The sequence below is a fragment of the Streptomyces sp. NPDC088733 genome (assembly GCF_044751185.1).
Lineage (GTDB): Bacteria > Actinomycetota > Actinomycetes > Streptomycetales > Streptomycetaceae > Actinacidiphila.
In genome coordinates this window covers 33,188-56,443 of the sequence record NZ_JBIVLH010000001.1, presented here as the reverse complement: position 1 = coordinate 56,443, position 23,256 = coordinate 33,188, and the positions used below count along the sequence as shown (strand labels likewise).

The 23,256-nt window shown below is 71.0% G+C and carries 21 protein-coding genes and 1 riboswitch; of the genes, 14 read left to right on the top strand and 7 right to left on the bottom strand.

What is annotated here, in order from left to right; genetic code table 11:
* The first annotated feature begins 39 nt into the window (after positions 1-39).
* Positions 40-747 carry a lysophospholipid acyltransferase family protein gene (locus ACIP64_RS00230; RefSeq protein WP_401580169.1) on the top strand — a complete coding sequence of 236 codons (708 nt, stop codon included), beginning with the start codon at positions 40-42 and terminating at the stop codon, positions 745-747.
* 11 nt (positions 748-758) lie between these two features.
* Positions 759-2,459, top strand: coding sequence for an FAD-binding oxidoreductase (locus ACIP64_RS00225; RefSeq protein ID WP_401580167.1), 1,701 nt, complete (start codon positions 759-761; stop codon positions 2,457-2,459).
* 173 nt (positions 2,460-2,632) lie between these two features.
* On the opposite strand, the gene ACIP64_RS00220 is transcribed toward ACIP64_RS00225, so the two are convergent.
* Complete coding sequence (locus ACIP64_RS00220; RefSeq protein WP_401580165.1) at positions 2,633-3,676, bottom strand: LacI family DNA-binding transcriptional regulator; 1,044 nt, start codon at positions 3,674-3,676, stop codon at positions 2,633-2,635.
* Positions 3,677-4,143: 467 nt separating this feature from the next.
* Here ACIP64_RS00220 and ACIP64_RS00215 point away from each other — a divergent pair, with 467 nt between their 5' ends.
* The 7 genes from ACIP64_RS00215 to ACIP64_RS00185 all read left to right on the top strand — a co-directional run bounded on the left by ACIP64_RS00215 (position 4,144) and on the right by ACIP64_RS00185 (position 10,362).
* Positions 4,144-5,469: an ABC transporter substrate-binding protein gene (locus tag ACIP64_RS00215; protein WP_401580163.1), complete on the top strand. Its 1,326-nt coding sequence runs from the start codon at positions 4,144-4,146 to the stop codon at positions 5,467-5,469.
* Positions 5,470-5,749: 280 nt separating this feature from the next.
* Positions 5,750-6,742, top strand: coding sequence for a carbohydrate ABC transporter permease (locus ACIP64_RS00210; protein ID WP_401580161.1), 993 nt, complete (start codon positions 5,750-5,752; stop codon positions 6,740-6,742).
* Between the two features lie 14 nt (positions 6,743-6,756).
* Positions 6,757-7,677 carry a carbohydrate ABC transporter permease gene (locus ACIP64_RS00205; protein WP_401580159.1) on the top strand — a complete coding sequence of 307 codons (921 nt, stop codon included), beginning with the start codon at positions 6,757-6,759 and terminating at the stop codon, positions 7,675-7,677.
* Between the two features lie 184 nt (positions 7,678-7,861).
* A complete protein-coding gene (locus ACIP64_RS00200) occupies positions 7,862-9,313 on the top strand; it encodes a GH1 family beta-glucosidase (protein ID WP_401580157.1) in 1,452 nt (483 codons plus the stop codon).
* A 131-nt stretch (positions 9,314-9,444) separates the two neighbouring features.
* Entirely contained in the window at positions 9,445-9,702 is a 258-nt protein-coding gene (locus ACIP64_RS00195; RefSeq protein ID WP_401580155.1) for a type II toxin-antitoxin system Phd/YefM family antitoxin, read from the top strand.
* Entirely contained in the window at positions 9,699-9,959 is a 261-nt protein-coding gene (locus ACIP64_RS00190) for a Txe/YoeB family addiction module toxin (RefSeq protein WP_401580153.1), read from the top strand. The genes ACIP64_RS00195 and ACIP64_RS00190 overlap by 4 nt, the downstream gene beginning before the upstream one ends.
* A 28-nt stretch (positions 9,960-9,987) precedes the next feature.
* The gene (locus tag ACIP64_RS00185; protein ID WP_401580151.1) at positions 9,988-10,362 is read left to right on the top strand and encodes a hypothetical protein; all 375 of its coding nucleotides are present in this window, start codon (positions 9,988-9,990) and stop codon (positions 10,360-10,362) included.
* 9 nt (positions 10,363-10,371) lie between these two features.
* Here ACIP64_RS00185 and ACIP64_RS00180 read toward each other — a convergent pair whose 3' ends face one another.
* From ACIP64_RS00180 to gcvT, 4 genes are all read right to left on the bottom strand, one after another.
* Positions 10,372-11,754, bottom strand: coding sequence for an L-serine ammonia-lyase (locus tag ACIP64_RS00180; RefSeq protein ID WP_360909674.1), 1,383 nt, complete (start codon positions 11,752-11,754; stop codon positions 10,372-10,374).
* Positions 11,755-11,908: 154 nt separating this feature from the next.
* A complete protein-coding gene (gene glyA, locus ACIP64_RS00175; protein WP_401580149.1) occupies positions 11,909-13,180 on the bottom strand; it encodes a serine hydroxymethyltransferase in 1,272 nt (423 codons plus the stop codon).
* A gap of 64 nt (positions 13,181-13,244) precedes the next feature.
* The gene (gene gcvH, locus ACIP64_RS00170) at positions 13,245-13,625 is read right to left on the bottom strand and encodes a glycine cleavage system protein GcvH (protein WP_360909670.1); all 381 of its coding nucleotides are present in this window, start codon (positions 13,623-13,625) and stop codon (positions 13,245-13,247) included.
* A gap of 86 nt (positions 13,626-13,711) precedes the next feature.
* Positions 13,712-14,824 carry a glycine cleavage system aminomethyltransferase GcvT gene (gene gcvT, locus ACIP64_RS00165; RefSeq protein WP_401580147.1) on the bottom strand — a complete coding sequence of 371 codons (1,113 nt, stop codon included), beginning with the start codon at positions 14,822-14,824 and terminating at the stop codon, positions 13,712-13,714.
* Positions 14,825-15,007: 183 nt separating this feature from the next.
* A riboswitch (glycine riboswitch) is annotated at positions 15,008-15,110 on the bottom strand.
* Between the two features lie 172 nt (positions 15,111-15,282).
* Between gcvT and ACIP64_RS00160 the strand changes: the two genes are divergently transcribed.
* Positions 15,283-15,972 carry an AAA family ATPase gene (locus ACIP64_RS00160; RefSeq protein WP_401580145.1) on the top strand — a complete coding sequence of 230 codons (690 nt, stop codon included), beginning with the start codon at positions 15,283-15,285 and terminating at the stop codon, positions 15,970-15,972.
* A 56-nt stretch (positions 15,973-16,028) separates the two neighbouring features.
* Here the strand turns inward: ACIP64_RS00160 and ACIP64_RS00155 are convergent, their stop codons facing one another.
* Complete coding sequence (locus ACIP64_RS00155) at positions 16,029-16,718, bottom strand: hypothetical protein (protein ID WP_401580143.1); 690 nt, start codon at positions 16,716-16,718, stop codon at positions 16,029-16,031.
* A gap of 205 nt (positions 16,719-16,923) precedes the next feature.
* Here ACIP64_RS00155 and ACIP64_RS00150 point away from each other — a divergent pair, with 205 nt between their 5' ends.
* Positions 16,924-17,694, top strand: a complete 771-nt coding sequence (locus tag ACIP64_RS00150; RefSeq protein ID WP_401581090.1) for an enhanced serine sensitivity protein SseB — start codon at positions 16,924-16,926, stop codon at positions 17,692-17,694.
* 54 nt (positions 17,695-17,748) lie between these two features.
* Positions 17,749-18,528, top strand: coding sequence for an enhanced serine sensitivity protein SseB C-terminal domain-containing protein (locus ACIP64_RS00145; RefSeq protein ID WP_401580141.1), 780 nt, complete (start codon positions 17,749-17,751; stop codon positions 18,526-18,528).
* A gap of 63 nt (positions 18,529-18,591) precedes the next feature.
* Here the strand turns inward: ACIP64_RS00145 and ACIP64_RS00140 are convergent, their stop codons facing one another.
* Positions 18,592-20,103, bottom strand: a complete 1,512-nt coding sequence (locus ACIP64_RS00140; protein ID WP_401580139.1) for a DUF885 family protein — start codon at positions 20,101-20,103, stop codon at positions 18,592-18,594.
* 285 nt (positions 20,104-20,388) lie between these two features.
* On the opposite strand from ACIP64_RS00140, the gene ACIP64_RS00135 reads away from it, so the two are divergent.
* Complete coding sequence (locus tag ACIP64_RS00135; RefSeq protein ID WP_401580137.1) at positions 20,389-21,387, top strand: ABC transporter permease; 999 nt, start codon at positions 20,389-20,391, stop codon at positions 21,385-21,387.
* Between the two features lie 65 nt (positions 21,388-21,452).
* A complete protein-coding gene (locus ACIP64_RS00130) occupies positions 21,453-23,219 on the top strand; it encodes an ABC transporter substrate-binding protein (RefSeq protein WP_401580135.1) in 1,767 nt (588 codons plus the stop codon).
* The last annotated feature ends 37 nt before the right edge of the window (positions 23,220-23,256 follow it).

The window sequence follows — 23,256 nt, the reverse complement described above, 5'->3', positions numbered from 1 at the left end:
AAGAAGCAGTGCGGGCGAGCCCGCACCGGAAGGAAGCGGATGGCCGCGACGATGCGCGACCGTTTCACCTCACGCTCCCACGCCGCCGCGCGGTTCGTCGCGCAGCGCGGGCTGCTGAAGCCCGTCGTCTGGAGCGTGACCACCGTCACGGTGCTCGGGCGCGAGCGGCTGGCGGCCGTCGAGGACACGTACGTCGTCGTCGCCAACCACACCTCGCACCTCGACACGCCCCTCATCATGGGCGCGCTGCCCCGCCGGCTGGCGCGCTACCTCGCGGTCGGGGCCGCCGCCGACTACTTCTTCGACGTGTGGCGGCGGCGGGGCCTGACCGCCCTGTTCTTCAACGCCTTCCCGGTCGACCGCAGCGGGACCAACGCCCGCAAGGTGAGCGCCAGATCACTGCTGAACCGGGGAGTGCCGCTGCTGATCTTCCCCGAGGGCACCCGCTCGCGCGACGGATCGCTCGGGGCGTTCAAGCCCGGGGCGGCGGCGCTCGCCTCGTCGGCCGCGGTGCCGGTGCTCCCCGTCGCGGTCATCGGCGCGCACGCGGCGCACCCCCGCGGATCGAACTGGCCCCAGCCGGGCCGCCTGCCGGTCGGGGTGGTCTTCGGCGAACCGCTCACCGCCCGTCCCGGCGAGCCGGTGGGCGAGTTCAGCGAACGCATCCGCTCGGCGGTCGCCGCCCTGGCCGAGGAGCACACCGACCGGATCCTCGGCCCGCACACCACCGCACGCCGTCACACCTGAAGGAGACCCCCGTGACCGAACCCGCCCGCCGCACCGAGGCACCGCGCACCGATGAGGTGACACACATGAAGTGGTGGGGCTGGGGCGTGGAAGGCGTCGGCTTCCACCACGAGGACAAGCCCGCCTTCGCCCCGTTCGTCCACCGGGCCGTCGGGCTCGACCTCCGGGCGGCCGCGCGCACCGAGCGGCCCGACTTCTCGCAGGTCGAGGTGCCCGCCTCGACGGCGCCGGAGGAGTTCGTCGCGGCGCTGCGCGGCATCGTCGGACCCGGGAACGCCGTCGTGGACGACCTGGCCCGGGTCGTCCACACGTACGGCAAGAGCCTGCGCGACCTGGTCCGCCTGCGCGCTGGAAAGATCGCGCGCTGTCCCGATGTGGTCGTCTACCCGGCCGACGAGGCGCAGGTGCGGGGCGTCGTCGACGCCGCCGTCGCGGCGGACGCCGTGATCATCCCCTTCGGGGGCGGCAGCAACATCGCGGGCAGCCTGGAGCCGCACCCGGACGAGCCGCGGGTGGTCGTCTCGCTCGACCTCGGCCGCCTGCGCCGGGTGCTGGAGATCGACACGGACTCCGGCCTGGCACGCATCCAGGCCGGGACGCTCGGACCCGACCTGGAGGAGCAACTCAACCGGCACGGCTGGACGATGGGCCACTTCCCCGACTCGTTCACCCACTCCTCGCTCGGCGGGTGGGTCGCCACGCGCTCGTCCGGCATGCAGTCGGACAAGTACGGCGACATCGCAGACATCGTGAAGGGGCTGCGGGTCGTGCGGCCCGGCGGGGTCCTGGTGATCCGCGCCGTTCCGAGCGCGTCGACCGGGCCGAGCGTGCGGGAGATGGTGGTGGGCTCGGAAGGGCGGCTCGGCGTCATCACCGAGATCACGGTGCAGGTGCACCGGATCCCCGAGCGGCGCGCCATCCACGCGTACTTCTTCAAGGACTTCGACCACGGCCTCGCCGCCATGCGGGAGATCGCCGAGAGCGACGTCCCGCCCTCGGTCACCCGGGTCTCGGACGCACACGAGACGGGCTTCTCCCTGGCGACGGGCAAGGAGTCCAAGGGCGTCAAGAAGGCGGCCCAGGCCGCGCTGACGGCGTACCTCAAGAGACGCGGCTGGAAGCTCGACGAGATGTGCCTGTCCTTCATCGGCTTCGAGGGCGGCGAGGCGCACGTGAAACTCCAGAAGTCGCACATCGACCGGATCGTGCGCAAGCACCAGGGCATCGGCGTCGGCAAGGGACCCGGCGCGCTCTACGACCGGAAGAAGTTCGACACGCCGTACATCCGCGACTTCCTGCTCGACCGCGGCGCCGCCGGCGACGTGAGCGAGACCGCCGGTCCCTGGTCGAGGCTGCGCGACATCCATGCGGCGGTCTACGCGGCGGCCGACCGCGCGTACGAGGAGATCGGCCGCAGGGGATGGACGATGTCGCACCTGTCGCACTCGTACCACTCCGGTGCCTGCCTGTACTTCACCTTCGCCTTCGTCTTCGGCGACGACCCGCTCGGCGAGTACGACACGGTCAAGCGCGCGATCCAGCAGGCGTTCGCCGACGCCGGCGGCACGGTCTCGCACCACCACGGGGTGGGCCTGGAGCACGCGCCGTGGCTGGCGGAGGACATCTCGGCGCAGGGTGTCGCGGTCATGGCGGGGCTCTTCGAGGCCGCCGACCCGGGCGGCAACTTCAACCCGCGCAAGATCGTGGTCTGAGCGTGGCGGTGCGTCGCCGCCGGGTTCCGCACGCGCCGCCCCGAGGGCACGCGGGGCCCCGGCCGGTGCCGCGCGCGGGTGCGGGTCCGCCTGGTGGCCGCGCCGGCGACGCCGTGACCGCGACTCCGCGGCCGGCGCGTTCCGGCGCGCCCGGGCTCACCGCCCGGGAGCGCTCACGCGGACTGCCGCACCACCAGCCGCGTGGGCAGGACGACTTCCTGCCGGCCCGTGCCGAACTGGGCGATCTCGTCGAGGAGCAGTTTCGCCATCCGGTGGCCCATCTCCTCGATCGGCTGGCGGACGCTGGTCAGCGGGGGATCGGTGTGCCGGGCCACGATCGAGTCGTCGAAGCCGATGACGGCGACGTCGTCGGGTATCCGGCGTCCTGCCGCGCGCAGTTCGAGGATGGCGCCCGACGCCGTCACGTCGGAGGCGGCGAAGACGGCGTCCAGTCCGGGGCGCCGCCGCAGCAGTTCGCGCATGGCGGCCCGCCCGCCGTCCTCGGTGAAGTCACCGGCCGCGACGAGCCCTTCGTCGGCCACGACACCGGCGGCGTGCAGGGCGTTGCGGTAGCCGTCGAGGCGCCCCCGGGCGACGTCCATGTCCAGCGGGCCCGTGATGGTGGCGATGGTGCGCCGGCCCCCGTCGAGCAGGTGCCGGACCGCGGCCCGCGCGCCGCCCTCGTTGTCGGCGCGGACGTGCCCGAGGGGCTCCTCGGCGCCGCGGCGCCCCGCCAGCACCGTCGGGATGGCGCGCTCGGCCAGCAGGTCGGGGAGCGTGTCGTCGCGGTGGACCGCCACCATCAGCACGCCGTCCACGCGCTGTTCGGTCAGGTACGTGGCGAGCCGGGCCCGCTCGCTCTCGTCGCGCACGAGCACCAGCAGCAACTGCATGTCGGAGTCGGCGAGGCCGGAACTGACGCCCCGGATGATGGCCGAGAAGTACGGCTCGGAGAAGAGCCGGGTCTCGGACTCGGGGACGACCAGGGCGATGGAGTCGGTACGGCTGGTGACCAGCGAACGGGCCGCGCGGTTGGGGACGTAGCCGAGTTCGGCGATGGCCTTCTCGACGGCGGCGCGGGCCTGCGGGCTGACCTTGGGCGAGCCGTTGATCACCCGGGAGACCGTGCCGCGGCCCACACCGGCGCGAGCGGCCACCGCGTTCAGCGTGGGGCGTCTGGCTCGGGTGACCTCTGGTGGCTGTGCGGCAGGACTCATGATTCACCTTCCGGCGTACTGCGCGGGCTGCTTCATTGTGACCCCGGAGACCGGGAGGGCGGTCCTCGGGTGGCCCACCGGCCGCACTCCCGCGGCCTCTCAACCGTGACCTGCGAGGATTGTGCACCACGCTTCCGCGGCGCGACACATCCATGTGACGCGACGGACACGCTTGCGCAACGACGTCGTTTTCAACTCTTGACATCTGGCCCGTCACGAACGAGTCTTCCGGCATGCCGCATGGGAGCGGTCCCACGGTTCGCCGGGGGCGTCTCGCGCGGCGCCGAAGAACCGCAGGCCTTTCCCTCCGATCGTGCATCGAATGCCGTATGACCAGTGCTTTTTCGCCGTGCGTGGCGCTCTTGCACTGGCCGGCGCTCGACCCGCGAGGGACTGGTCAGGACCGTCGACCGCTGACGGCCCGAATCCTGAGGTCCGTTCCCCCACTGGAACAAGGAGTAGTGGAAATGCGCATAACTGGCACCGGCGGCGGTCGCGGCCGCAAAGTGGCGGTCCTGACCACGTCGGTCCTGGCGGCCTCGGCTCTGCTGCTCACGGGATGCAGCAGCAGTGACGACGGCGACTCGGACGCGTCCGCCTCCGGCGGCGGCATCACTCTCACCGTGGCCGACTTCGGACAGTTCGGCTACAAGGAAGCCGACCTGTTCGCCAAGTACCACCAGCTCCACCCGAACATCACGGTGAAGGAAGAAGTCACTGCGAACGAGCAGGACTACTACCCGAAGCTTCTTCAGCAGCTGAACACGGGGAGCGGTCTCGGGGACGTCACCGGCATCGAGGTCGGCCGCATCAAGGAGGTCGTCGACACCCAGGCCGACAAGTTCGCCGACCTGAGCAAGTCGATCAACGTGAGCGACTGGGTGTCCTGGAAGGAGAAGCAGGCCACCACGAAGGACGGCGCGGTCATCGGCGCGGGCACGGACATCGGCCCGATGTCGCTGTGCTACCGCAAGGACCTCTTCCAGCAGGCGGGCCTGCCTACCGACCGGGCGGAGGTCGCCAAGGCGGTCGCCGGCGGCTGGGAGGACTACCTCAAGCTCGGTGAGAAGTACAAGGCGAAGGCCCCCGCCGGGACCTTCTTCATGGACTCCGCGAGCGCCATGTACAACGCGGTTGTCAGCTCGGACGCCAAGCAGTACTACGACGCCGACGGCAACCCGATCTACAAGGACAGCCCGGCCGTGCAGCAGGGCTGGAACCTGGCCGCCGAGGCCGCGCAGAAGAAGCTGAGCCAGGGCCTGCCGCAGTTCACCGACGCCTGGACGGCGGCGCTGCGCAAGGGCTCCGTGGCCACCGTGGCCTGCCCGGCGTGGATGGCCAACCAGATCTCCAACAACTCCGGTGACGCCTACAAGGGCAAGTGGGACATCTCCCGCGCGCCCGGCACCACCGCGGCCAACTGGGGCGGTTCCTTCCTGGCCGTTCCCAAGGGCGGCAAGCACGTCAAGGAGGCCACCGACCTGGTCAAGTGGCTGACGGCCCCCGAGCAGCAGGCCGCCGTGTTCAAGGCGGCCGGCATCTTCCCGTCGAACCAGGGCGCCTACGAGCTCCCCGACGTGAAGAACGCCACGCTCGCGTACTTCAGCGACGCCCCCATCGGCCAGATCTACGCCGAGGAGGCCAAGTCCATCCCCGAGGCCGTGCTCGGCCCGAAGGACGGCGTGATCAAGGACACGATCTCCACGCAGATCAACAACATGGAGCAGCGGGGCACCAAGCCCGACGACGCGTGGAAGGCCGCGACCGACACGATCGACAAGGCCATCGGCTGACGCACGCCGGTGCGGGCGGCTCTGGCTGCCGCCCGCACCGGCCCGGGTGCCCGGGCCGCGCGGCGGGTCAGGGCCCGCCGCGGGGGCGGGGGCACCCGGGCCCGTGAGGGCGAGGGCGTCGCGGCGCCCGCCGCGCGGTCCCGGTACGGTGCCGTGCCGGCCGTGCCGCGCCCGGAACCGTACCGACCCGCTTCGGGGGATGAGGGGACCGGCGCCCGGCCCAAGGACGCGACTTCGGTCCCGAACGTACCCGGCCGAACCCCAGAGAAGGACCTCCTCCGTGGCAACAACGACCCCCACCCCGGACGCCGTCAGCCCGCCGCCCAGCGGCTCCGGCACCGCGTCGAAGAGCAGGCAGGCGTGGCGCAGCCGGCTGTGGCGCTTCGACGACAAGGCCTCCCCCTACGCGTACATCGCGCCCTTCTTCCTCATCTTCGGCGCCTTCGGCCTCTACCCCTTGCTCTACACCGGGTGGATCGCCCTGCACCGGGTGGAGATGACGAGCCTGGACCAGTCCCAGTGGGTGGGCTTCGACAACTTCACCAAGATCCTCCAGGACTCCGAGTTCTGGACGGCCGTCGGCAACACCTTCGTGATCGGCGTCATCTCCACCGTCCCCCAGCTGCTCGTCGCGCTGGGCCTCGCGCACCTGCTCAACTACAAGCTGCGCGCCAGCACCGTGTGGCGGACCGTCATCCTCACCCCGTACGCGACCTCGGTCGCGACCGCGGCCCTGGTGTTCGCCCTGGTCTTCCGGGCCGACGGCGGTCTGCTCAACTGGGTGCTGCACTTCGTCGGGTTCCACAACATCGACTGGGGCAACGGGGAGTGGACGTCCAAGATCGCCATCTCGGTGATCGTGATCTGGCGCTGGACGGGCTACAACACGCTGATCTACCTGGCGGCCATGCAGGCCGTGCCGGCCGACCTGTTCGAGGCGGCGGCGATCGACGGGGCGTCGCGGTGGCAGCAGTTCCGCAAGGTGACCATTCCCTCGCTGCGGCCGACGATCCTGTTCACGATCGTCATCTCCACCATCGGCTCGATGCAGCTCTTCGGTGAGCCGCTGCTGTTGCAGGGCGGAACCCTCGGATCCATCGGCGGCAGCGAGCACCAGTACGAGACCCTCAGCATCTATCTCTTCAATTACGGCTGGAAGCTGGGGCACTTGGGCCCGGCCGCGGCCGTGGCCTGGGCGATGCTCGTCCTGCTGCTGCTCATTGCCCTGATCAACTGGATCGTCGGCCGGCTCGTGCGCAAGAGCGCGGCCTGACGGGAGCGACTTCGATGACCACGACCAGTCCCACCAGCACCGCACCGGACCTCCGTGCGGCAGGTCTGCCCAAGCCCCAGGGCCGGGGCCGGGGCCGCCTCAAGCTCGGCGCCGGCCAGCAACTCAAGGCCGGCCCGCTGACCTACACCGCTCTCGTCGTCGTCGGCCTGGGCTCGATCTTCCCCCTGTACTGGACCCTGGTCGCCGCCTCGCACGACCAGCAGCGCGTCCTGGACACGCCGCCGCCGCTCGTGCCGGGCGGCCGCCTGTGGAGCAACCTCCAGGCGGCCTGGGAGCAGGCGAACCTGGGCAAGGCGATCGTCAACAGCATCGTGGTGTCCGGCTGCATCACGCTCGCCACGCTGTTCTTCTGCACCCTGGCCGGATACGCCTTCGCCAAGATGCGGTTCCGCGGGCGCGGCGCCCTGATGACGGCCGTCATCGCCACGCTCACCATTCCGCCGCAGCTCAGCGTCGTCCCGCTGTTCATGATGATGTCGGACATCGGCTGGGGCGGAAAGCTGGAGTCGGTGATCTTCCCGACCCTCGTCGGCGCCTTCGGTGTCTTCTTCATGCGCCAGTACCTCATCGAGGCACTGCCCTACGAACTGATCGAAGCCGCCAAGGTGGACGGCGCGAACAACCTCCGGATCGTCTGGAGCGTGGTCCTGCCGGTGGCACGCCCCGCGATGATGGTGCTGGGCATGCTCACCTTCGTCCAGGCGTGGAACGACTTCTTCTGGCCCTTCCTCGCGTTGAACCAGCAGAACCCCACGATCCAGGTGGCCCTCGGCCAGCTCAGCGCCTCCTACACCCCGGACCAGAGCATCGTCATGGCCGGCGCCCTGATCAGCACCCTGCCGCTGCTCCTGGTGTTCGTGATCTTCGGCAAGCAGATCGTCGGAGGCATCATGGCGGGCGCCGTGAAGGGCTGACACCGACCGCACCGGGCCGGAGGCCGCGGCAGCCCAGGTGCCGCCGCGTCCACCGTGCCCCGCGGCCCGCCCCGAGGGCGGGCCGCACCCGGCGGGCGCCCACGCCCACTTCCCCGCCGCACTTCCCGCGAGCCGGACCCCGCTGTCCAGGCCGTTCACCCGATACTTTGGGAGCGTTCTCACGATGACCGCCGTACGACCCGAGGCGAGCCCCCGGCCGGCCTCGGCCTCTTCCTTCCCGCAGGGCTTCATCTGGGGAGCCGCCACCGCCTCGTACCAGGTCGAGGGAGCCGCAGCCGAGGACGGCCGGACCCCCTCCATCTGGGACACCTTCAGCCACACCCGCGGAAAGGTCAGAAACGGCGACACGGGGGACATCGCCGCCGACCACTACCACCGCTACCGCGACGACGTCGCGCTCATGAAGGACCTCGGACTCCAGGCGTACCGCTTCTCCGTCTCCTGGTCCCGCGTGCAGCCCACCGGCCGCGGGCCCGCGGTCGAGCGCGGCCTGGACTTCTACCGCCGGCTCACCGACGAGCTGCTGGAGGCCGGCATCACCCCGGTCGCCACCCTGTACCACTGGGACCTGCCCCAGGAACTGGAGGACGCGGGCGGCTGGCCGCACCGCGACACCGCCCACCGCTTCGCCGAGTACGCCGACATCATGGCCCGCGCCCTCGGCGACCGGGTCGGCGTCTGGACCACCCTCAACGAGCCGTGGTGCTCGGCGTTCCTCGGTTACGGCTCCGGCGTGCACGCGCCGGGCCGCACCGACGCGGCCGCCACCCTGCGCGCCGCCCACCACCTCAACCTGGGCCACGGCCTGGCGATCGGCGCCCTGCGGGCCGCGCTGCCGGTGTCCGCGCAGACCTCCATCACGCTCAACCTGCACCAGGTGCGCCCGCTCACCGACAGCGCGGGCGACGTCGAGGCCGCGCGCCGGATCGACGCCGTCGGGAACCGGGTCTTCACTGGCCCGATCCTGGACGGCGCCTACCCCGAGGACCTGCGCCAGGACACCCGGCACCTGGTCGACTGGGACGCCCTGGTGCACGACGGCGACCTGGCGGAGATCTCCCGCCCGATCGACGTGCTCGGCGTCAACTACTACTCCCCGACGGTCGTCTCGCTGCCCGCCGACGGCGCCGGCACCACGAAGAACGACGGGCACGGCGCCAGCGACCACTCGCCGTGGAGCGGCTCCGAGCACATCGCCTTCCACCTCGCCAACGACAACCTCACGGCGATGAACTGGGCCATCGACCCCAGCGGACTGCGCACCCTGCTGACCGACCTGGCGGCCTCGCACCCCGAACTCCCCCTGATGGTCACGGAGAACGGCGCCGCCTTCGACGACTACGTCTCGCCCGAGGGCGTGGTCAACGACCCGCAGCGGATCAGCTACCTCCACGCCCACCTGGACGCGGTGCGCGAGGCCATCGCCCAGGGCGCGGACGTGCGCGGCTACTTCCTGTGGTCCCTGCTGGACAACTTCGAGTGGTCCTACGGGTACTCCAAGCGCTTCGGCACGATCTACGTCGACTACGCGACCCAGCGCCGCATCCCGAAGGCGAGCGCGCACTGGTACGCGAACGTGATCCGGGAGAACGCGCTCCCCGCCGGCGAGGAGTAAGCGCCGACCTGTCGCGGGTCCGAAGGGCGCCGGGGGTGCCGCCGTGTGGGGCGGCGGCACCCTCGGCGCCCGTTCCGTTGCCCGCTCGCACCGCAGGACGTACAATTTTTTGTACCTATAGGAGGCCGACTGTGAAGACCATGTCGTACTCGGAATCGCGGGCGAAGTACGCGGAAGTGCTCAACGCGGTGACCGACGACCGCGAAGAGATAGTGATCACGCGCGCCGGGCACGAGCCGGTTGTCATCGTCTCCCTCGAGGACTACGAGTCCTTGAAGGAGATGGCGTATCTCCTGCGCAGCCCCGCGAACGCACGCCGCCTCCTGGCTTCCATCGAGGAGTTGGAGAACGGCGGCGGCACGGTGCGGGAGCTGACGGACCCGGAGTGAAGATCACCTTCTCCTCCCGTGCCTGGGAGGACTACCTCTGGTGGCAGGTCCAGGACCGCAGGATTCTGAAGCGGATCAACACGCTCATCGCAGATGTGGCACGCAACGGCAATGAGGGAATCGGCAAACCCGAACCCCTCAAGCACGGCTTCCCTGGCTATTGGTCGCGCCGCATCAATGACGAGCACCGACTGATCTACAAAGTCACGGACGACTCGATTCTGGTCGCGCAGTGCCGATACCACTACGAGAGCTGACGACTGCGTTTCCGGGAGACGGATACTGATGTCCGCCATGGTGGGATTCAGCGACGGAAGCGACTGGTCGGTCGGCCGGCGCGGCTGGAACAGCCTGCTGGACCGGACCCGAGAGCAGCTTCGCGCGCAGGGGCTCGACAGCCTGCAGTGGGAAATCTTCGACTACGGCGTGGATTTCGAGGCGCACCCGGAGCACATTCGCCGTCCCCTGGCGCGGGCACTCCTCGCCGCGGCTCGCGGGCTGCAGATCGAGCTCGGTGCCCAGGAGGGCTGGGACGCCGGCAACGGCCCTACTTCGGCAGCCTGGTGGAACTGCTCGAGCACGAATCCGCCTGACGGCACCGTACATGGGACGGCGGAGCCCCCCGCGAGGTTCTCGCGGGGGGCTCCGGGCCAGGTATGACCCCGCGGGCTAGCACTCGATGACGTTCACCGCGAGACCGCCCCGCGCGGTCTCCTTGTACTTGACCTTCATGTCCGCCCCGGTCTCCTTCATGGTCTTGATGACCTTGTCGAGGGAGACGTGGTGCCGCCCGTCGCCGCGCATCGCCATCCGCGCGGCCGTGACGGCCTTGACCGCGGCCATGCCGTTGCGCTCGATGCAGGGGATCTGGACGAGGCCGCCGACGGGGTCGCAGGTGAGGCCGAGGTTGTGCTCCATGCCGATCTCCGCGGCGTTCTCGACCTTCTCCGGGCCGCCGCCGAGGACCTCGGCGAGCCCGCCCGCGGCCATCGAGCAGGCTGAGCCGACCTCGCCCTGGCAGCCGACCTCGGCGCCGGAGATCGAGGCGTTCTCCTTGAACAGCATGCCGATCGCGCCCGCCGCGAGGAGGAAGCGGACGACGCCGTCCTCCTTCTCCGCCTCCGTCGACGCCTGGGCCACGAAGTTCACGTAGTAGTGGAGGACGGCCGGGATGATGCCGGCGGCGCCGTTGGTGGGCGCGGTGACGACGCGGCCGCCCGCCGCGTTCTCCTCGTTGACGGCCATGGCGTACAGCGTCACCCACTCCATCGCGTGGGCGGCCGTGTTGCCCTCCGCGCGCAGCTGCCGGGCGGTGGCCGAGGCGCGGCGGCGGACCTTGAGGCCGCCGGGGAGGATGCCCTCGCGGGTCATGCCCGCGGCGACGCACTCCTTCATGACGCCCCAGATCTCCAGCAGCCCGGCCCGGATCTCCGCCTCGGAGCGCCAGGCCTTCTCGTTCTCCAGCATCAGGCCGGAGATGGACAGACCGGTCTCCTGGGTGAGGCGCAGCAGCTCGTCGCCGGTGCGGAAGGGGTACTTCAGCACGGTGTCGTCGAGCTTGATGCGGTCCTCGCCCACCGCGTCCTCGTCGACGACGAAGCCGCCGCCCACCGAGTAGTAGGTCTTCTCCAGCACGGGCGCACCGGACTCGTCGTAGGCGAAGAGCGTCATGCCGTTGGCGTGGTACGGCAGGGAGCGGCGCCGGTGCAGGACGAGGTCGTTGTCGGCGGAGAAGGGGATGTCGTGGGCGCCGAGCAGGTTGATGCGGCCGCTGCTGCGGATGAGCTCGACACGCTCGTCGGCGGTCTCCACGTCGACGGTGCGGGGGGACTCGCCCTCGAGGCCGAGCAGGACCGCCTTGGGGGTGCCGTGGCCGTGCCCGGTGGCGCCGAGGGACCCGAAGAGCTCGGCGCGCACGGAGGCGACACCGACGAGCAGTCCGTCGTTCTTCAGGCGCTGGGCGAACATCCGGGCGGCCCGCATCGGGCCCACGGTGTGCGAGCTGGAGGGGCCTATGCCGATCGAGAAGAGGTCGAAGACGGAGATGGCCACGGTGAAGGACTCCTCGGGTTCACGGACCCCGTTGTCCGTGGGTGGCCGGCGGGATCGCCGCCGGGTGGTGCGGATGGCGTGCACGGGTGTGGCGCGCAAGGTCCAGTGTGCGGGACCGCCCGCCCGGGCGGTCCCGCACACGGGGTGACGGCCGTTACTTCAGGCCGGGGTACAGCGGGTGCTTCCCGGCGAGCGCGGCGACCCGGGCGCCGAGCGCCTTGGCGGTCTCCGCGTCGAATCCGGGCTTGAGGGCCTCGGCGATGACGTCGGCGACCTCGCGGAAGTCGTCGGTGCCGAAGCCGCGGGTGGCCAGCGCGGGCGTGCCGATGCGCAGACCGGAGGTGACCATCGGCGGGCGCGGGTCGTTCGGGACGGCGTTGCGGTTGACCGTGATGCCGATCTCGTGGAGCCGGTCCTCGGCCTGCTGCCCGTCCAGCTCGCTGTCGCGCAGGTCGACCAGGACCAGGTGCACGTCCGTGCCGCCGGACAGGACCGAGACGCCGGCCTCGGCGAGGTCGGACCGCGTCAGCCGCTCGGCGAGGAGCTTCGCGCCCTCCAGGGTGCGGACCTGGCGGTCCTTGAAGTCCTCGCTCGCCGCGACCTTGAAGGCCACCGCCTTCGCCGCGATGACGTGCTCCAGCGGGCCGCCCTGCTGGCCCGGGAAGACCGCCGAGTTGATCTTCTTGGCGAGTTCGGCCGTGCTCAGGATGACGCCGCCGCGCGGGCCGCCCAGGGTCTTGTGCGTGGTCGTGGTGACGACGTGCGCGTGCGGTACGGGGGAGGGGTGGAGCCCCGCCGCGACCAGGCCGGCGAAGTGCGCCATGTCGACCATGAGGTAGGCGCCGACCTCGTCGGCGATCCGCCGGAAGGCCGCGAAGTCCAGCTGGCGCGGGTACGCGGACCAGCCGGCGATGATCAGCTTCGGCCGGGACTCCTTGGCCAGCCGCTCGACCTCGGCCATGTCGACCTGGCCGGTCTCGGCGTCCACGTGGTAGGCGACCACGTTGTAGAGCTTGCCGGAGAAGTTGATCTTCATGCCGTGGGTCAGGTGCCCGCCGTGGGCGAGGTTCAGGCCCAGGATCGTGTCGCCGGGGTTCAGCAGCGCGAACATCGCGGCCGCGTTGGCCTGCGCGCCCGAGTGCGGCTGGACGTTGGCGTGCTCGGCGCCGAACAGCGCCTTGACCCGGTCGATGGCGAGCTGCTCGACGACGTCGACGTGCTCGCAGCCGCCGTAGTAGCGGCGGCCGGGGTAGCCCTCGGCGTACTTGTTGGTGAGCACCGAGCCCTGGGCCTGGAGCACCGCGACCGGAGCGAAGTTCTCCGAGGCGATCATCTCCAGGGTGGACTGCTGGCGGTGCAGTTCGGCGTCGACGGCGGCGGCGACGTCGGGGTCGAGCTCGTGCAGGGAGCTGTTGAGAAGCGACATCTGGGGGGTCATCCGTCCGGAGGTCGGGGTGGGCAGGTCGGGGCGGCGGGGCGCCGCGGCGGCGTCAGCTGCCGGTGAAGGCGGTGTACTCGTCCGCCGAGAGCAGGTCGGCGGGCTCCTCGGACACCTTCACCTTGAACAGCCAGCCGCCCTCGAAGGAGGCCGAGTTCACCAGGGAGGGGTCGTTGACGACGTCCTCGTTGACCTCGGTGACCTCACCGGAGACGGGGGAGTACAGGTCGCTGACCGACTTGGTGGACTCCAGCTCGCCGCAGGTCTCGCCCGCGGACACCGAGTCGCCGACCGCCGGGAGCTGGACGTAGACGACGTCGCCGAGGGCGTTCGCCGCGTGCTCGGTGATGCCCACCGAGGACACGCCGTCCGCGTCCGCGGCCGACAGCCACTCGTGCTCCTTGCTGTAACGCAGCTGCTGGGGGTTGCTCATGACGTGATTCTCCTGGATGACGGGATGTGCTGGTGAACGGCTGTCTTGACAGGTGGGACGGCTGTGCCCGGGGTACGGACGGGGCCTCAGCGCTGCCGCTTGTAGAACGGCAGGGCCACCACCTCGTACGGCTCATGCGTACCGCGGATGTCCACGCCCACACCGGAGGTGCCCGGCGCGGCGTGCGCGGCGTCCACGTAGGCCATGGCGATCGGCTTGCCCAGGGTCGGGGACGGGGCGCCCGAGGTGACCTCGCCGATCACGGCACCGCCGGCCACCACCGGGTAGCCCGCGCGCGGGACCCGGCGGCCCTCGGCGACCAGGCCCACCAGCGTGCGCGGCGGTTCGGCCGCGGCGCGCTCCGCGGCGGCGGCCAGCGCCTGCCGGCCCACGAAGTCACCGGGCTTGTCGAACTTCACGACCCGGCCGAGGCCGGCGTCGAACGGCGTGAGGGCGGTGGTCAGTTCGTTCCCGTACAGCGGCATGCCCGCCTCCAGGCGCAGCGTGTCCCGGCAGGACAGGCCGCACGGCACCAGGCCGGCGTCCGCCCCCGCGTCGGTGAGCGCCTGCCACAGCTTCTCGGCGTCGGCCGGGTCGACGAACAGCTCGAAGCCGTCCTCGCCGGTGTACCCCGTCCGGGCGATCAGCGCCGGGACGCCGGCGACCGTGCCGGGCAGTCCGGCGTAGTACTTCAGCCCGTCGAGGTCCGCGTCGGTCAGCGACTTCAGGATGCCGGGGGACTGCGGCCCCTGGACGGCGATCAGCGCGTACGCGTCGCGGTCGTCGCGCACGGCCGCGTCGAAGCCGGCCGCCCGCTCGGTCACGGCGTCCAGGACCACCTGCGCGTTGGAGGCGTTGGCGACGACCATGTACTCCTGGTCGCCGAGGCGGTAGACGATCAGGTCGTCCAGGATGCCGCCGTCGGGGGCGCAGATCATCGTGTAGCGCGCGCGGCCGACCGCCAGCGCGGAGATGTGGCCGACCAGCGCGAAGTCCAGCGCCTCGCCCGCGGCGGGGCCGGTGACCGTGATCTCGCCCATGTGGGAGAGGTCGAACAGACCGGCCCTGGTCCGTACGGCGGTGTGCTCGTCGCGCTCGCTGGCGTACCGCAGCGGCATGTCCCAGCCCGCGAAGTCGGTCATGGTGGCACCGAGGGACCGGTGCAGGGCGTCCAGCGCGGTACGGCGGGGTTCACTCATCGGGCGGGCTCCCAAGGACATGGAAAACAGGTCGGACGATGACAGGAAGGGGGCTTGCCCTCCCCATCTGTCATCGGAACCTGAGAGGTTCACCTGGACCCTCCGCGCGGAGGAGCCCCGGTTTGCACCTTGGGTGGGGCGGCCGCCCCCGACCGGGAGGGCTCGCCCGCTTTTCAGATGTGCCTCGGACGCGCGGTATCTGTGCCTGAGAGATTCAAGGGAGGACTTGCTCCTTCGGCGCCCCGCCCGCCACGGCGGGAGCGGGGAACTCTCCCGCGCGGCCTCGAACGGCCGATATGTGATTGAGGCCGCCATCATTGCACGGCCGCTCCGCCTTGTCGCGGTCGTGTCCCCGATGTCCCGGTCGGGTCCCGATCGTGTCGTCACCGCGTCGCTTCCCTGGGTAGGTGCATACCGAGGATTTACCATTTCTTGAAAGTCTCACCGGGAGGGCGACTGTGCGGTGGCAGAGTGCGTACGCGACGGCCGGGGCACCGGCCGCTTCCCCTCCGGCGGCCCTGCGGCCGGCGGTCCCTCCCCGCGGCGCGGTCCGCGCCGCACGCTCGGTGCGCCCGCGCAGGCTGGTCGACCTGCGCGCGGGGCGCACCCGGGTGCGGCGGCTGCGCTACCCCGCCGGCGACGTGCTGATCGTCTCGGGGCTCCCCGGCGGCGGCAAGAGCACGCTGATGCGCCGCGTGTCCGGTGACACCGTGCTGATCGACTCCCAGGACGTCCGTGAACGCTGGCAGGCCCGCATGCCGCGGCTGCTGCCGTACGCCGTCTACCGCCCCCTGGTGCGGCTGGCGCACTACCTGGGGCTGTGGCGGGCGCTGCGCTCCGGGGCCGGTGTCGCCCTGCACGACTGCGGCACCCTGCCGTGGGTGCGCGCCTGGGTCGGACGGGAGGCCCGGCGCCGCGGCCGGGGGATGCACCTGGTGCTGCTCGACGTGCCCGTGGAGGCCGCCCGTGACGGGCAGCGGGAGCGGGGGCGGGGGGTGTCGGCGTACGCCATGGCCCGGCACCAGCGGGCCTCGCGGCTGCTGCTGCGCGCGGCCGAGGAGGGCCGGCTGCCGGCCGCGTGCACCTCGGCGGTGCTGCTGGACCGCGAAGCGGCCCGGCAGCTCGAGGCCATCGACTTCGACGGCTGAGCGGCCGGGCCGCCACGGTACTGCGGTGACCGGGCGCCACCTGCCTTGCCGGCGGACTACTGGACCGGCGCGGCGGCCTCGGGCGCCACGGGCACGCCCGGGGCCTGCGGGTCCTGCGCCGACTCGTCCTCCAGCGGCAGCGGGACGGGAAGGGGAAGCGGAAGGAGGCCGGTCAGCAGCTTCGGCACGGACAGCAGCAGCGCCTGCAGGTCGGCGACGACGGTGGCCACACCGGCGGTCACCGCCGCGAGGTTCTTGTCCACGACGGCCTTCACCAGCGTGGCGACGTCGTCCACCAGCTTCTTGAGCTGGGCCTGGATGTCGGACACGGCGTCGGCCGCGCGCTCGCTGCCGTCGGCGGGGTCGGCCGGAAGCTGTGCGGCCGGGTCGGCGGGGACGGAGGAGTCCTCGGCCGACGGGTCCGCCGAGGCGACCGCCTGGTCGACGACCGTGGACAGCTGCCGGGTCGCCTCCTCCAGGCCCTGGCGGAGCTCGTCGAGCTTCGCGGAGTCGGGACCCTGGGCCTGGGCCTCCTGCGTGAGCTTCGCGCCGATCGACAGCGTGTCACCCAGCTTGGCGATGAGGTCGGCACGGCCGGAATCCGCCGCGTCGGCGGCAGGCGCCAGGTGAACGGCCGTGATCCGGACCGGGGCGTGGGCACTCGCGACACCGCCGGTGAGGCCCATCGTCAGCGAGCCGCAGACGGCGGCGGCTATGAGGGCGGAGGTGGTCCTGGTGATGCGCATATTGAGGAATCTCCCAAGTGAGGGTTTTGTCCTTGCCTGCCCCACCTTGTGAGAAGTCGTGACCCCTCGCAACCGGACGGTCGCCCGGTGTGACGGTTCCGGGCCCGGAGGGGTCCGCGGCGCCCGCCTGCGGATAGGGTTTTGGCAGAGGGCACCACGACCGGTTATTGCGAGGCGAGACGCAGTGAACATCCCTGGGCAGCGGATACCCGACGGATTCGCCCCGGCGTTCGCCGGCGAGCAGGCCGCCGGTACCTGGCCCGCCAATGAACTCGAGGAAGTCCTCTCCGCCGCCCTCGGCGATCCCGGTGCGACCGCCCGGGTCCTGGAGGTGCTCGGCCGCTCGGAGTTGTGGATCCCGCTGCCGGCCGGCGGCAGCCAGGCCAGCGCCGATCTGGACCTGCCCACCATCGAACTCGGCGGCGGCGCCTTCGTCCCGGTGTTCAGTTCCGAGCAGCAGTTCCTGCACGCCGCGCGGGGCATGGACTTCGCCGTCGCCCCGGCCCGCGAGTTCGCGCGCGGACTGCCGCCGCAGGTCGGCATCGCGGTCAACCCCGGTGGCGCGGTGGGGATTCCGCTGCCGCCCCCCGCCGTCATGGAACTGTGCCGCACGGCCCGCGAGCCCGGCACGCCGACCGGCGCCCGGGTGCGGCTGTGGGAGCCCTCGCCGGACGAGGAGCCGGTGGAGTTCCTGGCCGCCGCCGCGGGCGAGTTCGCCGTCACCCCGGTCGTGCTCAGCGCGCGCCGCGCCCTGGCCAGCGTCGAGGGGGACCCGGCCGTGCTCTTCATCGGCGTCGAACTCGACCGCTGGCAGGAGGAGGACCGGGCCGCGGCGATGACCGCGCTCGGCACGGCGCTCGGCGCCGTCCCGGTGCCGTGGCCGGTCAATCTCGTACTGCTCGACGTCGCACAGGACCCCGTGGGGGACTGGATGGTCGAACGCGTGCGACCCTTCTTTGTCGGTGCCGGCGCATAACCTGGGTCCGGCAGGCGAAGCAGCAGACGACGCAGAGGCGGAAGGGCGGGTCACGTGAGCGCGGGCGCGGGAGGGGACGGCGGGCTGGAGCAGGCGCTGCGGCAGGTGACGCCCGGTGGGTTCGACGCGTACGAGACGCTGCTGCGCGCGCTCGCCGACGGCGAGGTGTGGATGCTGCTGTGGCAGGGCACCCCGGGCGGCACGGACGCGCAGTACGGCAACATGGAGGTGGGCGGCCTCGGTTACGCCCCCTGTGTGACGTCCTCGCGCGAACTGGCCGCCAGCGGCTGGACCCGGGCCCACGAGGTGGTGTCCGGACGGGAGGTCGCCGCCTCCCTCTTCCCGGACCGCTGGGGCCTGTGGCTCAACCCGCACGCGCCCGGCGGCGGGGTCGGCGTCCCCTGGCTCGACCTGCGCCGGATCGGTCTCGGGCTGGACCAGGCCCCCGCCGGACCGCTGCGGATCGCCGAACCCGCGCTCCAGATCCCGCAGTACTACGCCCTGTTGTCGCAGCAGGCCCACCGCACCCCCTCGGTGCGCTCCCTGCGGCGCGCCTGGGTCCAGCCGGTCCTGGGCGAGCCGTATCTCGCGATCGGCGTCGACCTCTACGACGCGGGCCCCCAGTCCGCGGAGACGGTGCGCCAGATGATGCAGTCCGCCCTTCCCGCGGTGCCCCAGGGGCTGCCCGTCGCCGCGGTGGCCCTCGCCGACGAGTACGACCCCGTGGGCATGTGGATGCGGTCCGCCGCACAGCCCTTCTACGACCGTGACGCGCACGCGGGCGGCGGGGGCGCCGGCGCCGTCCACGGGGGCTGGGCGCCGCAGCGCTACTGAGGGCCCAGGAGGCGGCCGAGGGGTCTGCCCCGGCCGCCCCCGGGATCCGTCCTCCCGGGTCCGTCAGAGCACCGCGGGGATCAGTCCGAGCGGAGGGCTGCCCAGCTCCAGCAGGGACGTGTGGAACCGCTGGAGCGTGAAGTCCTGCCCCCACTCCTGCCGGGCCCGCTCCCGCAGCCGCATGATCTCCAACTTGCCCCAGGTGTACCGCCCGTAGGCCGCGTCGAAGGTGCCCCTGCGGGCCTCGGAGGCCGCGCCCGCGCGTGCCAGGTGGGCGTCGCGCATGAACCGCGCGGTGGCCTCCTCCGGCGTCATCGCCCCCGTGTGCAGCCCGATGGCGCAGGCGAGCCGGGTGACGCGGACGAGCGCCTCCAGGGCGACGCCGATCGCGAAGCGCGGGTCGCGGGAGCGGAAGCCCTCCTCCAGGCAGACCTCCTCCACGTAGTGGGCCCAGCCCTCGCAGAAGGAGAGCGAGTGCAGCACCCGCCGGACCTGGGTGGGTGCGTGCCGCAGTGCCCGGCCGTGGGCGAAGTGCCCCGGTGCGACCTCGTGCACGGTGATCGCGGGCAGGCTGGTGCGGCTGAAGACCGACAGCCACTCCTCGCGCTCCTCCTCCGGCCACTCCGGCTCCGGCGGGGTGACGTGGTACCAGGAGGCGCTGTCGGCCTCCTCGGGGGCCGCCCAGGTCATCATCGCCATCGACCAGCGCCGCGACGGCGGCGCGGGACCCACCAGGCAGTCCCCGTCGAGCCACGGCACGAGCCGCCGGCGCCGGGTGAACTCGATGACCTCCTCGGTGAGCCGGGCGGCCTCGGGGATCACCCCCTCCGCGCCGGGGTGGTCGGCGAGCAGCCGCGGGATCAGCTCGTCGACGGTGTGCCCGGGGTCGAGCCGCCGGCAGGACTCGGTCAGCAGCTCGGTGAGCCGGTCGCGTTCCCGTTCGGCCTCCTCGGCGAGCGCGGACAGGTCGACCGGCAGGCCTTCCTGACTGCCCATCAGCAGAGCGAGGGCGTCGCCGCCGAGCCGCGGGTCGGGGTCGCCGGTCTCGGCGGCGCGGGCGATGTGGTCCACCAGCCGGCGGTGCGCGGCGAGCGCGGGACCGGCCTCGGGCTCCTCGTCCGGGTCCAGCCCGGCGGCCAGCCCGCGAACCGCCCCCAGGAGTGCCCCGGCGACGGGCGCACTCACCCGGTCGAGGGACGCGACGGCCGCGTCCACGGCGTCCGGCCACTGCGCCAGGTGCCGTCTGCGGGCCTCGGCGAGCTCCTCACGCGGGGCGTACTCCCGGTCGTAGGGGGTCAGTTCGAGGTTCGACAGATGCGGATAGGGGTCGCGCCGGTGCAGCTCCAGCTCGCCGTACTGGACCCTGAGGGTGTCCTCGAAGACCGAAAGGTGCCGTTCGTCGTGCGGGTCCTCCAGGGCCGCCTCGCGGCGCCGCGAGGCGGCCAGTGCTGACAGGCCGCGGCGCACGCCGTCCGGGGACAGATCCTGCACCTGACCGTCGTACTCGTGCAGTCCCGCCATCTCCCTGACGACGGGAACCATGAGGTCGCACACCGCGCGCAGCCGATCATTCATGGCCCCGAAGGTAGCGAGTCGAGAGCACTCCCGGCGATCTGTCAACGCGCGTAACACTGCGGTAATAACAGGCGAAGGGTCACCACATCACGGTTGCGCATACATTCACCGCCAGGTCTGGTGTGTGATCGCGACCAGCATCCAGACTCACCCGCCAGGGGGTTCCACAACCCCCGCATTCACTTTGTCACAGCACCTCGGCATCACCAGCACCAACGATGAGTAAAGCCGCTACAGCGGCGGGCGCGCGCCGGTAACCCGCCGGCGAGAGGGGTCAGTTTCACCATGACCGCACCGATAGAGACCACCGCTTCACAGACCGAGGCACCGCCGGAGGCTGTGCTGAGCGGGGCCACCCGGAGTCAGATCGAGGGACGTTCCCTCGGCCAGATCGCCTGGATGCGCTTCAAGCGTGACAAGGTGGCCGTGGCCGGCGGCATCGTTGTGATCCTCCTGGTGCTGCTGGCGGTCCTTGCCAAGCCCATCGAGATGGTCTTCCATCTCGACCCCAACGCGTTCCACCAGGACCTGGTCGATGCCGAACTGCTGTCCCCCAAGGGCGGCTGGGGCGGTATGAGCTGGTCCCACCCGCTGGGTGTGGACCCGCAGTTCGGCCGCGACATCCTGGCCCGCATCATCGAGGGCTCCTGGATCTCGCTCCTGGTCGCCACCGGGGCGACGATCCTCTCCAACGTGATCGGCACCGTGCTCGGCATCGTCGCCGGCTACTACGGCGGCTGGGTCGACAGCCTGATCAGCCGGATGATGGACATCTTCCTGGCGTTCCCGCTCCTGCTCTTCGCGATCTCCATCTCGGCCTCGCTGCAGGACGGCGCCTTCGGCCTGAACGGGCTGCCGCTGCGGATCTGCGTACTGATCTTCGTCATCGGCTTCTTCAACTGGCCGTACATGGGACGTATCGTCCGCGGCCAGACCCTGAGCCTGCGGGAGCGCGAGTTCGTGGACGCGTCCCGCAGCCTCGGCGCCCGTGGGCCGTTCATCCTCTTCCGGGAACTGCTGCCCAACCTGGTGGCGCCGATCCTCGTCTACTCGACGCTGCTGATCCCGACCAACATCCTCTTCGAGGCGGCGCTCAGCTTCCTCGGGGTCGGCATCGCCCCGCCGCAGGCTTCCTGGGGCAACATGCTGACCAGTGCCGTCGACGTGTTCCAGGCGGACCCGCAGTACATGTTCGTGCCGGGCCTGGCCATCTTCATCACCGTCTTGGCGTTCAACCTGCTGGGCGACGGGCTGCGTGACGCCCTCGACCCCCGCAGCAAGTGACTCGGCGCGCGGTCAACGTGCTCCGCAGTGCAGCAACATCACCGAATGAGGGGGCTTACCTCGGCATGAACAGCAGAAAAGCAACAGCCATAGTGGCGCTTGCCACGGCTATGGCCCTGGGCGCGTCCGCGTGCAGCAGCGGCACCAAGAGCGGCGGCTCCGGCGGCGGCGGCAGCAAGGCGAGCGCCGCCAAGGACGCGGCCCTGACCTCGATCGTCAACAAGTCGGACAAGAAGGGGGGTACGGTCACGATGGAGGACTCCGACGTGCCGGACTCCCTGGACCCGGGCAACACGTACTACGGCTGGGTGCAGAACTTCTCCCGTCTGTACGCCCGCACTCTGCTGACGTTCAAGCCCGCCGCGGGCAAGGAGGGTCTGGAGCTCGTCCCGGACCTGGCGACCGGCCTCGGCAAGGCGTCCGCGGACGCCAAGACCTGGACCTACACCCTGCGTGACGGTGTCAAGTTCGAGGACGGCACCCCGGTCACGTCCAAGGACGTCAAGTACGCGATCGAGCGCAGCAACTTCGCGCCCGAGGTCATGGCCAACGGCCCGACGTACTTCAAGGCCTACCTCGACGGTGGCGACAAGTACCAGGGTCCGTACAAGGACAAGTCCCCCGAGGGCCTGAAGTCCATCGAGACCCCGGACGACAAGACCATCGTCTTCCACCTGAGCAAGCCCTTCGCGGACTTCGACTACCTCGCGACGTTCTCGCAGACGGCCCCCGTGCCGGCGGCGAAGGACACGGGCGCGACGTACGTCCAGCACATCGTGTCGACCGGCCCGTACAAGTTCTCCTCGTACACCGAGGGTTCGGGTGCCACGCTGGTACGCAACCCGCAGTGGGACAAGTCCACGGACCAGATCCGCACCGCGCTGCCGGACAAGTTCGTGCTGAAGCTGAAGGTCAACCCGCTCACCATCGACAACAACCTGCTGGCGGACAACAGCACGGTCGACGGTGCCGGCGCCGGTGTGCAGCCGCAGACCCAGCCGAAGATCCTCACCAGCCCGAAGAACCTGAAGAACAGCGACAACTCCATCGCCGGTGCGACCTCGTACATGGCGATGAACGTCAACGTCGCGCCGTTCAACAACGCCGACTGCCGCAAGGCCGTCCAGTGGGCGCTCGACAAGGCCTCGGTCCAGGCGGCCGCGGGTGGTGGCGTCAAGGGCGACATCGCCTCCACGCTGATCCCGCCGTCGGTCAACGGGTTCAACAAGTTCAACCTGTACGAGACCCCGGGCGACAAGGGTGACGCGGCCAAGGCCAAGGCGTCCCTGACCGCTTGCGGCAAGCCGGACGGCTTCAGCACCACGCTGACGGCGCGCACGGACCGTCCGTCCGAGGTCGCCATGGCCACCGCGATCCAGGCCTCGCTGAAGAAGGTCGGCATCGACGCCAAGATCCAGACCTTCCCGGCCGGCAAGTACTTCTCGAACTACGTCGGTGTGCCGAGCTACGTGCACGAGCACAAGATCGGCCTGATGATGATGGCCTGGGGTGCCGACTGGCCGACCGGCTACGGCTTCCTCGACCAGATCGTCGACGGCTCCGCGATCAAGCCCTCGGGTGGCAACAACCTGATGGAGCTGAACGACCCGGCCATCAACAAGGCCCTGTCCGACGCCATCGCGAACACCGACTCCGCGGCCCGCACCAAGGCCTGGGGCGACATCGACAAGATGGTCATGGAGAACGCCTCGGTCGTGCCGCTGCTGTGGCGCAAGAACCTCCTGTACCGTCCGCCGTCCGCCACCAACGTCACGGTGACTGAGGCGTACCTCGGTATGTACGACTACCTGCTGATCGGCTCGTCCAAGTAATCGGAAGGCAGGTGAAGGCATCGGTGTCCCGCCGGGC